Source organism: Nitrosopumilus zosterae (assembly GCF_025998175.1).
Classification (GTDB): domain Archaea; phylum Thermoproteota; class Nitrososphaeria; order Nitrososphaerales; family Nitrosopumilaceae; genus Nitrosopumilus; species Nitrosopumilus zosterae.
In genome coordinates this window covers 592,710-606,066 of record NZ_AP026695.1, presented here as the reverse complement: position 1 = coordinate 606,066, position 13,357 = coordinate 592,710, and the positions used below count along the sequence as shown (strand labels likewise).

The window sequence follows — 13,357 nt, the reverse complement described above, 5'->3', positions numbered from 1 at the left end:
AAAAAACAAATCAAACTTTAAGCACAATCATTTACTAATCCAGAACATGAGAAAATATCATGTTTTTCAAATAACCATAAATCATATTTTGTGCATGTTTATTGTAAACAAACTGAGAAAAAACATGTGAAATGAATTATCTTACCAAACAGGTTCATCAATCATTCTTAAACCATCAGATGTCTCTTCAAAACCCATGATTTTTAGAGTCTTTTTAGATGTCGGAGAATTTTTTTTCAAAATATTTTTTGCAAGTTCCATTCTATCTTTTGGATTCAAATGTTGCCCAATCTTATATTTGCCATGAATTGTTTGAGGGACAACTTTGATAATGCTTACAGCATCTAAGACCCTCATATCAGATTCAATTGGATCATACTGTCCTTCAGGCTGATATTTTTTCATCAGTCCATTGAGTGCAAGCGTTTTTTCTTCTCTGTCAGAAACAAAAACTCCCATTCCCTTAATTACAACACTAATGTACAAAGTGTCTGCAAGAGATGCATTATGAGGATCCTCAAAATAAGACGGCAGAAACTCTAGCTCCCTGTCTGCCTCAAAACCAACTTTGTTATTCCTAGATATATTTTCCAATTTTTCTCCTTTTACATGTGAATGCATGTAAATCGCGTCATTAAGAAAAACAAAATTCATTGGAATAATTTGAGGAAACCCATTTTCATCTATGCTGGATAGACGTCCTACATGCTCCTCATTTAGAAATTCTTTTACCTTGTCATATGATCTTATTTGAAGAATTCCAACAAATTGCACAAATTAATAAAAATAAATAATATTATAAATCCAGATCATGAAAAATGCCTAAAATATGAGGCAAAATAAAAGTCAATATGGATGATCCATATCTTGATGAACTAAAAAATGACTTTAGAGATTATTCCAATCAACTAAAAAAATTAAAAAAGAAATTATTGAAAACAAATTCAATAGAATCGCAATCAAAAATCATTCAGCAGATTGATTCAATAGCTAACAAAATGGAGAAGAATCAAAAACAATCAGTAAAGGTAATAAAATCCAGATTAAAACAAACGAAGAAAAAATCCAATAAATGACTTTATCATGAATAGTTTTCATTAAGGTAAATTGCTAAATTTAGGAGTTTAAAAGAAAAGATGTGAATGAAATCAACGAGGAACAAGAAAATGCCACTCAGAAAGTATTAGAACTATTAGAGGAGTGGGGATCCGAATCTAGATTCATTTGGTTCCGAGAAATCCACAGAATTACAGAAATTGACAAAGGTCTACTTCGAAATATACTCAATGAATTAAAAAAATCAAAAGAGGTCAAAGATATGCATGGGACAAACAATAGGATATTTTTTTGTCTAAAAAAATATTATGTCAAATGCAGAGATGTTGAATTCAGATTCAAAGGGAAAGAGATCATGTTAAGAGACGGAAGTAAGACAAAAATCATTCAAGGCTCAACAAATGCAACTGAGCGTACTAGAAAAAGATTAGAAAAGCAGAAAAACAAACGGAGAGCAAAGGCATTTACAAAAGCAAAAAACAAACGGCCACACAAATCATAGAGAATCTTCGGCTTGCCTTCGTGAAAAATTAGATTCAGCACGCTTGAGTCGTGCAGATTGGGCAACATCTTCAGTCATATCATAAAGATTGTGGAGTCCCATGTGGGGGGTCAATTCGTCTTCCAGTTCATCACCCAAATCAAATTCAAGATTTGCCAAAATGTCTACATTTTCATCTAAAACATCAAGATATTTTTTTAGTGATTCAGGTAGTTCGTCATCCATCATACATCATAAAAACAAGTAGAGTAAATGATTTTCTGTATGTTATAGAACAGATGTCTTATTGTTTGGCTTTTTCTCTAAGTGCAGGCATAACATGACTTGCAAATTTATCTATAGAACCAAAGTAGTTCTTACCCCAGAATCTTATAACAAAGTGATTAACACCTGCCTCCATAAATCGCTCAAATGTGGGAATGATATCTTCAGGGGTTCCAACTGCAGTGGAAGAACGTGCAACTTTGTCAGGAATTTTTGTAGCTGCCTCCCTCATCTTTACAATCCAACTTTGATCAGACATGGAATATTCTGTAAAGTATTTAACAAAATCAAATCCTTCAATTTCTTTTAATCCATGCACTCGCAATACTTCGGGTTTGAATAAACTAACTTTTACAGCTTCTTTCATTTTAGCCCAAGATTCTTCTGCATCCTCAGAAAAGTACACATCAATATCTAAAGCCATTTGGAAGTTGTCTTTTTCTTCTTGAGTGCGATTGTGCTTATCCATGGATGATTCGATTTGTTTTTTGTGATCCTCAAAGAGTTCAGGAGTATAACCAATTGGAAGCCACCCATCTCCGAGTTTTCCTGTTAATTCTAAAGTTCTCTTGCCACCTGATGCCATATAAGTTGGAGGACGTGGTTTTCTAATTGGCGGGGCTTGTAAGCATGCACCTTCTAGTTGGTAATATTTTCCAGTGTAATCAACAATATTGTCGGGAGTGGAATTGTATAATGTATGAATAACCTCAATTTGCTCTTCCCATTTTGAAACTGGTTTTTCAAACGGAATGCAGAATTCTTTTAGATTTTGTGCCTCACCTGCGCCGATTCCAAGTATCGCTCGGCCTTTTGAAACTCTATCAAGAGTAATTGCAGCTAATGCAATATTTGATGGGTGTCTTCTAATTGCATCTGTAACACAAGTTCCCAATTCTACATTATTTGTTACTGCAGCTATCGCAGAAAGCATGACCCATGGATCGAGTACTGTAGCGTTTTTCCATTGTGGAACATTTGTATGATCCATGTAGAAAATCGAATCATATCCAGTTTTATCAGCCAGCATACAAGCCGTTAAAATTTGGTCCTCAGTATATCCGGCTCGTGCTACATTTAATCCGTTTTGAATGCCAAATTTGAGTTTCTTTGAAGCCAAGTATAATTACCTTAGAGTATTAGCATAAAAAGTTTCATCAAGCTGCCAATTTCGCAGTTAATCAATAAAATAGAAAAAAGGTAAAAAATTTTGAATTTTTTACAAATTACCTGATTTGATGTCTTCAAGACATTTCATGACGTCTTCTTTAGATATTGGAATTGGGTTTGGATCTAAATGTCCTCTATCAGTCATTACGACATCTGCAGCTTCGGAAACATCAGCTTTGAGTTCTAATTTATCAAAACCAAGTTTTTCCATAGCTTCTTTGAATCGATCATAAAATATTGACTTGTTATGCTTGTGAGCAACTGTAGTACAAGAAGATAAGGAATAACCATGAGGCACTCCTTCATTTGAGAATACATAGGACAAAGCATGTCCAAGTGTCGTAGAGCAATTACCAAATCCCATCCCAGACAACATTGAGCCGTATGGGTAGTTTTCAGGTTTGTCATTCATTATTGCATCATAAAGAATCTCAAATGCTTGGTTACAGAGAGTTCTAGTCAAGTCATTACCGAGTTTGCTATCATAGCCTTCAGTAGCTTGAGCACATGCATCACAGACAGAATTTTTGATGACCTGTTCCGGAGTACCATCCATAAAATATGAATCGACTACAGCCATGTCAGCTAAAAATCTATCTTCACGTAACAGTTTCTTTTTCCCATCAAATTTCAGAACACAATAAGTTGTCATTTCAGCTCCAGTTCCAAAAGTAGTTGGAATTAAGATTTTTTCTTTTTTCATCTCAGGTGCAGCATATTTTACTACATCCATTGAACTTCCACCACCGAGACCGATTAAGACAGATGGATTTTTGTCTTTGAATTGTGAAATCACAGTATTGACATCTTCAATTGATGGTTCAGGTTTCACTTGATCATACAACATATAATCCTGAATTCCCATTTTTGCTAACCATTTGTCAGAAAGTTCTGGCGGAACGGTTGTCACAACCAGGGCATTTTTCGGATACTCTGTTTCACCAAGTGCGTTTTCTCCAAAGTTGATAACTTTTGGAATGCGTACTGTGTGCATAAATCAAAGGCATCATTGATTATTATTATATCTTGCATTATTGAGAATTAGTGTGATTATACAAAATTTCAGAGAATTGGCAACCACTGAGAAGAAAAAAGATTGCCTAGAAATTTTAGAGGCAGGTCTTCGAGCAGCAGATCCTAAAAATATCATTACAAAATATGTTACGCCCAATGAAATTAAGATCAAAGGCAAAGTGATCAATATTGAGAAATATTCAAACATCTATTCGGTAGCATTTGGGAAAGCTGGAGATTCTATGACAAGGGCATTGAATGCAATAATGCCCATTAAAAGCGGGATAATAGTAATTCCCAAAGGTTCCAAAGCCAAGATTAAAGGAAAAAAATTTCAAATTTTCAATTCCAGACATCCACAACCTGACAAAACAAGCGTAAAAGCAGCAAAAGAAGTTATGAAATTCGTCCAAAATAAACGAAGTGACGAATTGATAATTTTTCTTGTATCCGGAGGGGGTTCTTCTCTTCTTGCAATGCCAGATGAAATTACATTGGATGATAAAATTCACGTTACAAATTTGCTGTTGAAAGCAGGGGTAACAATTCAAGAGTTCAATTGTATTAGAAAACATCTCTCAAAAATTAAAGGAGGGAAGTTAATTGAAAACATGAAATGTCACGGGATTAGCTTGGTGATGTCGGATGTTGAAGGTGATGATCTTTCGTCGATTGCATCAGGTACAACATACATGGATGATACAACTTATGAAGATGCATTAGAAATTATTGATAAATATAAAATCAGATGGAAAATTCCAACGGAGGTCTTGCAGATTTTAGAAAAGAGATTAAATGAAAAAAGGTGTGAAACTCCAAAAAAAGCACAGATTGAAAATTACATCATTGCAAACAATAATGATTGCCTGCAAGCAATGCAAAAGAAAGCTGATGAGATAGGATACAAAGTTTCAATAATGCAGATTTTTGGAGACATTAAAGAAGTAGTGCCAAAAATACTTGAAAATATTTCAGATGAACAAAATACTTGTTTGATTTTTGGAGGCGAACCTACTGTAAAAGTTCTGGGAAAGGGAATGGGCGGAAGAAATCAAGAATTAGTTTTAAGACTATTAAAAAATACTCAAAAAGCAAAAAAAATCGTCATAGCATCTATGGGAACAGATGGAATAGACGGAAATTCAATTTTTGCAGGAGCAATCACAGAGAACATCAAAGTTGATTTGGATGTGATGAAAGAATTTCTCAAAAACAGTGATTCAGGAAGATTCTTCCAAAAACAGAAAGGAAACATCATCACAAACTTTACACATACAAATCTAATGGACATAGGCATGATTTTAAGATAAATTAAATGTGTGAAATTTCATTTATGACAATCGCAATTACAACTAGTTGGTACACATCTATGAACAATGCAATTTTTGCAGCCTTTGCTTCTACCGCTTTTTACACGCAGCCATTCTTTATCCAATTATTTCACTTGAGAGGTGTGATTTTCATATCAAAATAAACATATTGTAAAAGAGATAATCTTAATGTGATTTTTCATAATACTCCACAGGATGAGAGAATTGTCGATTATAGTCAACTTCTAACCAGAATTTTTCTTCATCGATTTCTTTTCCTTCATCAATCCACACATTTAGGATTTTTTGCATAAACATTTGTGTCGTGTCATCAATTTGAGGCCGCACTCCAGTTTCTTCTTCTATTCTATCTCGTTCTTCTTTGAATTTTTTTAACAGTTCTTTGAGATGTTTCCCGTTGATTTGGGCAGGATTTGAACCCACAGTGGGTGCAGACCAATGGACCGGATGGTATCATGCCCCACAGTGGGTGCGGATACCTTTCTGATAATTTTACAAATTGACGGCAGAAAGCGATTGAGACGCTTACAATATCTCTATTTTCTTTTTTGTCTAAATTAGTTATAATATAGAATCTTCATTCAATTTTTGTATCATATTGAGTGAAAAATCAAAGAATTATCTCACTTCAGTTTTGTTGTTCTTTCTAGCTGGTCTTTGTGAAATCGGTGGAGGGTATCTTGTATGGCTTTGGCTGCGTGATGATTTCAGCTGGATATTAGGTGCAATAAGTGGTTTTGTGTTGTTTTTGTATGGGATAGTTCCAACGTTTCAAAAAACCCACTTTCATAGAGTCTATGCATCTTATGGAGGAGTATTCATTGTAATGTCTGTATTCTGGGGTTGGTTAATTGATGGAATCACTCCAGACAGATACGATATCATTGGCACAGTCATTGCAGTGATTGGTGTTTTGATAATTTTCTATTATCCGAGAAAGGAGGCTAAATCTTGCTCGAAATAACTTCGACCATAGTTGTATTCTTTTTTGCAGCACTACTTGAAATTGGTGGTGGATATTTGGTATGGAAATGGTTACGAGATCATAAAGGAAAGATTCTAGGATTAACTGGAGGTTTGATTTTGTTTTCTTATGGAATTGTAATGACTTTACAGCCAGCAGATTTTGGCAAAGTTTATGCTACTTATGGCGGAATCTTTGTTGTCTCATCAATAATTTGGGGATATTGGATTGACAAGAAAATACCAGACAGATTTGAATTAATTGGTTCGGTAGTTGTATTGATTGGTGTTGCAGTGATGTTCTACTTCCCACGTTAACCAACATGAAATTTTTATTAATCACTTATTGGACAAGAATTTTGATACCTCATAGTAGAAGAAATCATTGAACAAATTGGAATGCTGACCCCTGCTCTTGTCATGGGGCTTGGCCTTGCAGTTGGACTTGAACATGCATTTGAACCAGATCATGTGGCAGCAGTTAGTACACAAATTTCAAAATCAAAATACAAGCAAAAATCAACAAAATCATTACTCAGAGAATCATTTACCAAATCCTCGGTCCTTGGTGCATTATGGGGTGCAGGACACACAACTACTCTTATCCTAATTGGATTCCTAGTCTATGCACTTGCAATAACAATACAGGAACAAGTTTTTTCTGGATTAGAATTTACAGTTGGCATCATGCTTGTCTTTCTAGGATTAACGACAATTCTGAACAAAAAATTACGTCTCAAACACAAACATCCTCACCAACATCAAGATGGGTCTATCCACTTTGATGAACATAATCATGATGATTCCGATCATGAGCACACCCATCGCTCTTATTTCATTGGATTGGTTCACGGATTAGCAGGAAGTGGAAGTCTTGTGGTCTTGACTGCTGCAACTTTGGATAACGTTGGAATGGTCTTGGGGTTCATTGCAATTTTTGGTGTGGGTTCGATGATCGGAATGGCCTTGGTTGGAAGTCTGATGGGAATCCCACTGGTATTTGCAAACAAGATAAAACTAGTTCAAAAATGCTTTAGGTATGTTGCAGGTGGGTTCAGTCTTGTTATTGGATTTAACATAATGTATCAGATTGGTGTTGTTGGTCATTTGTTTGGATTTTGATTACTAAACATCACTAGTTTTTTGTTTATTCTTGTAGATGAATATTAAAAGTAAAACCATTCCAATAATACTGGTAGTAATACTGTATCCAAATGCGGCTTGAGAATCAAATACATCCCACAAAAACCCAAAAGTGATATTTGCAACAAGAAATGATGCTCCCACAAAAAGATAATACACACCAAAGGCGGTGCCTCTTAACTGCTCTGAAACATATCTTGATACCACCGTTCTTTGAGCAGTTATCGTCATGCCATGATACAAACCAAAGATTGCAGCCATCGCAAAGCCAACCAGAACAAATTCCGTCTCAAAATACCCGATTGAAGATGTTATCAAAAACAATCCCATGCTTATCAGTAATACTTTCTCTGCTCCAATCTTGTCAGATAAAATTCCCGATGGCATTCCAATTAGAGTATGTGCAACATTAATCACTACGTATACAAGTGGCACAAAATTCTTCTCTAATCCTAACTCTGAGGATTCTACTAAAACAAATGAAAAGTTGAATGCTCCAATTGAGAAAACCATTATGATTATCAAGTACAACAAAAATTTACCGTGAAGAACATCTCTGAAGTTTGAAAAAACACTCTGATTCTTTGGAGTTATTTTTCTTTCACTAACGTGACGTGCAAGTATGAACAAAGCAATTCCTCCTGGAATAAGTGAAAACCAAAAGATGTCTCTTACCTCAAAATAATAAAGCAAACCAAATGCAATTAGTGGACCAATTATTGCTCCTGCTTGATCCATAGTACGATGTAATCCAAATGCTTTGCCAATATTGGTGGGCTCTATGGAATCTGAAAGTAAGGCATCTCTTGGAGATGTACGTATGCCTTTTCCTATCCTATCTGTTACTCTAATTCCTACTATGTGTGCTACACTTGTAGAAATTGCAAAAAACGGTTTTGCTAAAGTTGATAGTCCATATCCTAGCAGTATGAGTGATTTTCTTTTTCCTATTTTGTCTGAAATGGTTCCTGAGATAGTTCTTGTACCATATCCAACTGATTCTCCCATTCCTTCTACTATTCCTAAAACTGCTTTTCCTGCACCTAGTTCATCAATGATAAACATTGGCAGTATCCCAAAAATCATCTCAGATGACATGTCAGTAAAAAAACTCACAAACCCAAGATTTCGTACATTCTTCCAACTGTATTTTTTGGGAGAGTCTGACATGTTTTCTAAAACTTTTCATTGAATATATGATAAATTGATTGTGAGATACAGAATTTTTTCTATAATTAAAAAACGGTCACACCTCACAGTGCATTCAAGTCCCGTAGGATTTGAACCCACAGTGGGGGCGGACCAATGGACCGGATGGGATATGCCTACTAACATGGGCAATAAAATGGACGCAGTTATTCGAAATAGATCAGACCAGTAGAGTAAGTTGTTTCTAAAAAAGTCCCAGACATATGTAAAAATTACAAGATAAAATCAAATATGTAAAATAATAAAATCAAGGAGGATTTCCAGGTTCAATACCATTCATTTTACACCAACAAGTTAGATTATCTAGATCAGTAGCATGATGTTGATATTTGGGCATTTGAAGTATTCCTAATGAAGCTGCAAAACTGGAATCATAATAGTTTGCCAAATCACCGGGAATTTTTCTGTTTTGAGCCAGAAATGCCAATCGTTCATGAATATTCAGATAACGAGCAACAAATTGATCATAATTAGAAACACGTGTTTGAGACATTTCTAATTCAGAAATCTCATTATCAAATTCTCGTAATACTTGGAGATATTTTGCTTTAGTATTATTTTGATAGGAAAGACCAGTAAAGATCAGTCCTGCTGCAGCTATTGATGCACTGATTATGGGTACAATAATTATCATAGTAGAATTTTCAAACATTTAATTCCCTGATTTAACGTGTCCTGAACCTTTGCAATTGGGACATGGTGAAGAATTTGAAGGTGGTAAAACAATCCGTTTTTCAACAACACAGAGTTTAATTTCATTATAACCACATTTTTCTAAATAATTCAAAGATGCAGATAATTGAGAATCATCTACTTCAAAATTGTCTAGTTTTGTTGATTTGTTTGAAATGCTTTCATTAGCTTTCTGAATCCATTTTTCGTTAAGAGAGTTATTATTTTCAACATATAGTTTCCAAGTTGCCATAAAATGTTAATTTCATACTAATTTATTAAATTTTGATTAATCATATTGACCGCACCAGTAGAGCAAGTTGGGTATAGAAATCTCAAAGTATAATTGAATTTCAAATATGAAATCTAATCATCTAGTAAGAATTCTTTTGTGAGTAAGTCATTTGAAAGTTGTTTTTCTGCTGGCAAATACACCCAAACTGGTATGTCCATTTTAGACAAATATTTACAAAGAATTGGTCCCACATCTTCCCAGCGTAATCGTCCTAAACCACAACCCAAAGCAGGAATTGCAAGAGATTTAATTCCTACTCTTTCATAATTGTCTAGAAGCCATTGTAATCCCTTCTCGATTCCATTAATGTCACTATTATCACGCCAATGCTGTTTTGTTGCAAAAAGTAAAAACCACGTATCTGTTCTATTCCCTAAAGAACTTGGATCATCTGCAATTTGTTGATGATATGGACCTTCACGTTGATATAATACAGGTTTTCCCATTCGAAGTGTTTTTCTTTTACATTGATCTTGATAGTAAACATAAACATCAGGGAATTGATATTTGGCTCTAGAAGCCAGACCTTTTCCCATAATTCCAATACAATTTACACTTACAGTAAGCGTTTGCATTTTTGAAAAAAACAAATCCCCTTCCACCAATGAAAGATTATTGGTAAGTGGTATTTTTCTTACAGGTTGGAAAAACATTGAAGGTTCTGGAATTACAGAAACACTAGAAGACACTGATTGTCGTATTTTATCTGCAAGTTCATGATTACTGACATAAATCGCTCTAATAAATTCTGGAGGGATCCTTTCGGGTACTAAACATTCTGCCATGATTTGTCTTTTAGTTGCATTACTTTCTGTCCACCATTGTAAATCAGTTATCCTGCTAATTTGTTTTTCGATAATTTTGAAATTAGTGTTTGGATAGAATTTTGTAGGTTCACTAGCCGCATTTCCATCTGTGATAAATGCATTGGAGGTATCCAGGATTTTTTTGTCTACAGCAACTACAGCTATAACGTCAGGCGATTTTTCCATGGTTACACGATATAACATGGGATTTCTAGGCTGGAAATACAAATTAGCAAAATGCCAGAGACTTTTTCCATTAACCATTTTTTCTTTTCTGTTAGAAACAATTTCTCTGTCATAAATTGGAGTATAATCAAGATTTTCTTGTTCAATTAGATTATGAGAAAGAATTCCATTTTGGAGCATAGAAGGAATGTTATCAATATGTGTAATATAGAACAGATATCGGCTTATATCGGATGTATAAATTTTGAATTCATCCATAATGCTTCATTCATTATAACGTATTTTAAATAAATGATTGAAAAGATGTTGTTTAACTAGGTCATTTTATTCAAAAATGAAAACTTACAGATTGTAATTAAATTCATACACACCATATCTATCAGGGGTCTGTTCTTCATTTTCTTTGGATGCCTACATTTTACTACAAGTTATTTTTAGTATTCAGAATTTTACCATCATAGTCATCTTAAGATCAATACTATTATGCGTAAGAAGCAGGATCCGTACTAATATTCTTTAATTCGTCAGATATTGCATCTATATGTTCCTGTATTTCTGCTATAATTTCTAAGGATGTGATTCCGTAAGGGGCAGCCTTGCCAGCATAAGTACGTAATATTTCAAATGATCTAGTAATCCATTCTAAGATTTTTTCAATAATCTCTTTTGCTTTTTTTGTAAGTGAGGATAGTTTTTTACTTGCTTTTTCCCTCACATCTTCTCTCAAGACAAGTATTATGATAGATACAATACTGCCAATTAACAATAACGCACCTATAGCTTGTTGTGTGCCTTTTGACATTTTTGAAAATAAATCAATTAGTTTTTCAAATGATTTTGTGACAGCATTAGTTACAAGAGAGAGAATAAGAGCGAGAAAAGATATTGCATTTTTTAATATGGCAGCAATGATTTTACCTGATAATTCAAAAACCAATGGAAAAGCATCATGAAAAATGAAAAAAGAGTAAACGCCTCTATGAAACGTTCCCACAACTTTATCTAGATTTGTAATATCAAATTTTCTAACAGAAAAATCATTAAAATCATCATCTTTGGTCAATATTGCGTTAGAGTTTGTTTCTATGTATAATGCAACATATTGAGAATCTTTTGGATCACGTCTTGATGTAATCTTTAATGCGGCCTCCAAAATCCGTTTGTCAGTAACTTCCTTAATTTGAATAGTTTTTTTAAGTCGTTTCCATTCTTTTCGAAGTTTGGTTCGGGATTTTGCTTGTTCGGGCGAATCAATGAATTTGATTACTTCCTCCTCAATTAATGGAGGTGCAATTATGGTAAACATAGGATTATCCTTAAGATGATGTAGAATGGAATTTTTATTTGAATCATATCTTTGAATTGTACTGATGGCGATGTTTGCATCTAAAACCATAGTGACTTTCAAGCCTCCAGAACAATTCTCGATAAAATTTCCCATATTTTCTTCGAATTGTTGTTTAAGCCATAACAGGGTATCACTATCCAATCCTTTTGTTGCGTTGTCGAGAAAAGTTTCCACTTTTGATATGTGTTCGTCTATATTCAGAATATTACTAACATCGTAACTGCATTTAATTTTTCTTCTCAAATAGTATTTGACAAACATCAACATGAAATGTGTGTGAATCTGTGGGTTGAGACCGTTTTTGGGAGTCCATTTGACTCATAGAGGAAAAATTCACCTTCCATGTACAATAGAACTTGCAAAACGCCTATGAATGATAGATATTTTCCAATCTAATTTTTTAAAGAAAGAAAAACTATTCCAAGCCGAAAGAATTTCATCTGCGTATTTTGATCCCTCGTCTTTGGACATTTTTTTCATTTTTTTCTTGTATGGAATGTTTTGTCTTCTTCGAAATTCTTTACTAAATTTCCCTATGCCGTTTTTAAAACAAGACCAAGTGGGAAATTCACATAGAAAATCTCTCAAATCATCAGATAATTTTGATTTTTCAAAACAATCTACGTCTGTAATCAGAATTCCATCATTTTTGAGAAAATCTGAACATTTTCTAATTATTTTATATCTTATTTCACCTGTAACAAATATTGCAGCTTTACTGCAAATTACAACATCCGCTTTTTTCACAAAATCATTGACATTAAGTAAATCTTCATTGATGAATTTATCTAGATTTTTCGAAGCGTCTTTTACTACATTTTTTGATATGTCTATTCCAATAGTGAATGTTTCAATATTTTTCTGTTTCAGATAATCTTGAACATATTTCATGGCAATTCCACTTGAACATCCAACATCTAAAATGATTAATTTTTTCTTTGAATTATTTGCATAATCTAAAACAAAATCTGTAATGCCTGTTAGCTCATATCTATCCTCAAATGTATAATTAATAGGCCAATTTCCAGTTAACATTTTATTTTATAATGGTTGATCATGCTTACAAAGCTTAGCAGATCTATTTAGCTACTCTAAACTTTCAATGATTTTGACAAGAAAGATCTGTTTTTTCCCTTTCTCCCAAAAACCACAATTTGTAATCTGAATTGTTTTAATTCCTGCTTTGATACATTTTGCATAGAATCCTACATCTGATGTGAATAAATCACAACCATTTGCATTACAATAATCCGCAACTATTTCGTCAGAACTTCCTCGCTTCAAAGATTCAGAATCCTCTCCTACTTTGATAATGGATTTGTATGGCCTTAACATATCATGATTCTCTTCGGACCAACCGTGAATATCTTCATCAATCACAACTTTTCTGGTCAATAT

General features: G+C 33.9%; 18 protein-coding genes. 6 read left to right on the top strand and 12 right to left on the bottom strand.

The genetic code is table 11. From position 1 onward, the window contains the following. Positions 1-141 precede the first annotated feature (141 nt). Entirely contained in the window at positions 142-774 is a 633-nt protein-coding gene (locus OO712_RS03650) for a pyridoxamine 5'-phosphate oxidase family protein (RefSeq protein ID WP_109876601.1), read from the bottom strand. Between the two features lie 77 nt (positions 775-851). On the opposite strand from OO712_RS03650, the gene OO712_RS03645 reads away from it, so the two are divergent. Together OO712_RS03645 and OO712_RS03640 are read left to right on the top strand one after the other, a co-directional pair. Then, positions 852-1,076: a hypothetical protein gene (locus OO712_RS03645; protein ID WP_109876602.1), complete on the top strand. Its 225-nt coding sequence runs from the start codon at positions 852-854 to the stop codon at positions 1,074-1,076. A gap of 62 nt (positions 1,077-1,138) precedes the next feature. After that, positions 1,139-1,558: a hypothetical protein gene (locus OO712_RS03640; protein ID WP_109876603.1), complete on the top strand. Its 420-nt coding sequence runs from the start codon at positions 1,139-1,141 to the stop codon at positions 1,556-1,558. On the opposite strand, the gene OO712_RS03635 is transcribed toward OO712_RS03640, so the two are convergent. The 3 genes from OO712_RS03635 to OO712_RS03625 form a co-directional block, all read right to left on the bottom strand. Then, positions 1,553-1,783, bottom strand: a complete 231-nt coding sequence (locus OO712_RS03635) for a hypothetical protein (protein ID WP_109876604.1) — start codon at positions 1,781-1,783, stop codon at positions 1,553-1,555. The genes OO712_RS03640 and OO712_RS03635 overlap by 6 nt on opposite strands. A gap of 58 nt (positions 1,784-1,841) precedes the next feature. Next, complete coding sequence (locus OO712_RS03630) at positions 1,842-2,942, bottom strand: LLM class flavin-dependent oxidoreductase (RefSeq protein WP_109876605.1); 1,101 nt, start codon at positions 2,940-2,942, stop codon at positions 1,842-1,844. 99 nt (positions 2,943-3,041) lie between these two features. Beyond that, entirely contained in the window at positions 3,042-3,986 is a 945-nt protein-coding gene (locus OO712_RS03625) for an iron-containing alcohol dehydrogenase (protein WP_109876606.1), read from the bottom strand. A gap of 52 nt (positions 3,987-4,038) precedes the next feature. Here OO712_RS03625 and OO712_RS03620 point away from each other — a divergent pair, with 52 nt between their 5' ends. Beyond that, entirely contained in the window at positions 4,039-5,316 is a 1,278-nt protein-coding gene (locus OO712_RS03620; protein ID WP_109876883.1) for a glycerate kinase type-2 family protein, read from the top strand. A gap of 186 nt (positions 5,317-5,502) precedes the next feature. Here OO712_RS03620 and OO712_RS03615 read toward each other — a convergent pair whose 3' ends face one another. Continuing rightward, a complete protein-coding gene (locus OO712_RS03615) occupies positions 5,503-5,760 on the bottom strand; it encodes a hypothetical protein (RefSeq protein WP_109876607.1) in 258 nt (85 codons plus the stop codon). A 175-nt stretch (positions 5,761-5,935) separates the two neighbouring features. On the opposite strand from OO712_RS03615, the gene OO712_RS03610 reads away from it, so the two are divergent. The 3 genes from OO712_RS03610 to OO712_RS03600 all read left to right on the top strand — a co-directional run bounded on the left by OO712_RS03610 (position 5,936) and on the right by OO712_RS03600 (position 7,422). Then, positions 5,936-6,301 (top strand): YnfA family protein, encoded by a 366-nt coding sequence (locus OO712_RS03610; RefSeq protein WP_109876608.1) that lies wholly within the window; start codon positions 5,936-5,938, stop codon positions 6,299-6,301. Continuing rightward, on the top strand, positions 6,289-6,618 hold the full coding sequence (locus OO712_RS03605; RefSeq protein WP_109876609.1) for a YnfA family protein: 330 nt from the start codon (positions 6,289-6,291) through the stop codon (positions 6,616-6,618). The genes OO712_RS03610 and OO712_RS03605 overlap by 13 nt, the downstream gene beginning before the upstream one ends. Positions 6,619-6,699: 81 nt before the next feature. Further along, positions 6,700-7,422: a high frequency lysogenization protein HflD gene (locus OO712_RS03600; RefSeq protein ID WP_225866838.1), complete on the top strand. Its 723-nt coding sequence runs from the start codon at positions 6,700-6,702 to the stop codon at positions 7,420-7,422. A gap of 3 nt (positions 7,423-7,425) precedes the next feature. Here OO712_RS03600 and OO712_RS03595 read toward each other — a convergent pair whose 3' ends face one another. The 7 genes from OO712_RS03595 to OO712_RS03565 all read right to left on the bottom strand — a co-directional run bounded on the left by OO712_RS03595 (position 7,426) and on the right by OO712_RS03565 (position 13,354). After that, positions 7,426-8,613 carry an MFS transporter gene (locus tag OO712_RS03595; RefSeq protein WP_109876611.1) on the bottom strand — a complete coding sequence of 396 codons (1,188 nt, stop codon included), beginning with the start codon at positions 8,611-8,613 and terminating at the stop codon, positions 7,426-7,428. A gap of 286 nt (positions 8,614-8,899) precedes the next feature. After that, on the bottom strand, positions 8,900-9,304 hold the full coding sequence (locus OO712_RS03590; RefSeq protein ID WP_109876612.1) for a hypothetical protein: 405 nt from the start codon (positions 9,302-9,304) through the stop codon (positions 8,900-8,902). Beyond that, on the bottom strand, positions 9,305-9,577 hold the full coding sequence (locus tag OO712_RS03585) for a hypothetical protein (RefSeq protein WP_109876613.1): 273 nt from the start codon (positions 9,575-9,577) through the stop codon (positions 9,305-9,307). A gap of 113 nt (positions 9,578-9,690) precedes the next feature. Beyond that, positions 9,691-10,869 carry a DarT ssDNA thymidine ADP-ribosyltransferase family protein gene (locus OO712_RS03580; RefSeq protein WP_109876614.1) on the bottom strand — a complete coding sequence of 393 codons (1,179 nt, stop codon included), beginning with the start codon at positions 10,867-10,869 and terminating at the stop codon, positions 9,691-9,693. 223 nt (positions 10,870-11,092) lie between these two features. Next, complete coding sequence (locus tag OO712_RS03575; protein ID WP_264953890.1) at positions 11,093-12,202, bottom strand: PIN domain-containing protein; 1,110 nt, start codon at positions 12,200-12,202, stop codon at positions 11,093-11,095. Positions 12,203-12,292: 90 nt separating this feature from the next. Next, the gene (locus OO712_RS03570; protein WP_109876616.1) at positions 12,293-12,994 is read right to left on the bottom strand and encodes a class I SAM-dependent methyltransferase; all 702 of its coding nucleotides are present in this window, start codon (positions 12,992-12,994) and stop codon (positions 12,293-12,295) included. Between the two features lie 51 nt (positions 12,995-13,045). Continuing rightward, on the bottom strand, positions 13,046-13,354 hold the full coding sequence (locus OO712_RS03565; RefSeq protein ID WP_109876617.1) for a hypothetical protein: 309 nt from the start codon (positions 13,352-13,354) through the stop codon (positions 13,046-13,048). Between the last annotated feature and the right edge of the window lie 3 nt (positions 13,355-13,357).

Coding starts and splice junctions, on each gene's coding strand:
- OO712_RS03645 (WP_109876602.1), top strand. CDS start 852: ATGGATGATCCATATCTTGATGAACTAAAAAATGACTTTAGAGATTAT.
- OO712_RS03635 (WP_109876604.1), bottom strand. CDS start 1,783: ATGGATGACGAACTACCTGAATCACTAAAAAAATATCTTGATGTTTTA.
- OO712_RS03625 (WP_109876606.1), bottom strand. CDS start 3,986: ATGCACACAGTACGCATTCCAAAAGTTATCAACTTTGGAGAAAACGCA.
- OO712_RS03600 (WP_225866838.1), top strand. CDS start 6,700: ATGCTGACCCCTGCTCTTGTCATGGGGCTTGGCCTTGCAGTTGGACTT.
- OO712_RS03595 (WP_109876611.1), bottom strand. CDS start 8,613: ATGTCAGACTCTCCCAAAAAATACAGTTGGAAGAATGTACGAAATCTT.
- OO712_RS03590 (WP_109876612.1), bottom strand. CDS start 9,304: ATGTTTGAAAATTCTACTATGATAATTATTGTACCCATAATCAGTGCA.
- OO712_RS03585 (WP_109876613.1), bottom strand. CDS start 9,577: ATGGCAACTTGGAAACTATATGTTGAAAATAATAACTCTCTTAACGAA.
- OO712_RS03580 (WP_109876614.1), bottom strand. CDS start 10,869: ATGGATGAATTCAAAATTTATACATCCGATATAAGCCGATATCTGTTC.
- OO712_RS03570 (WP_109876616.1), bottom strand. CDS start 12,994: ATGTTAACTGGAAATTGGCCTATTAATTATACATTTGAGGATAGATAT.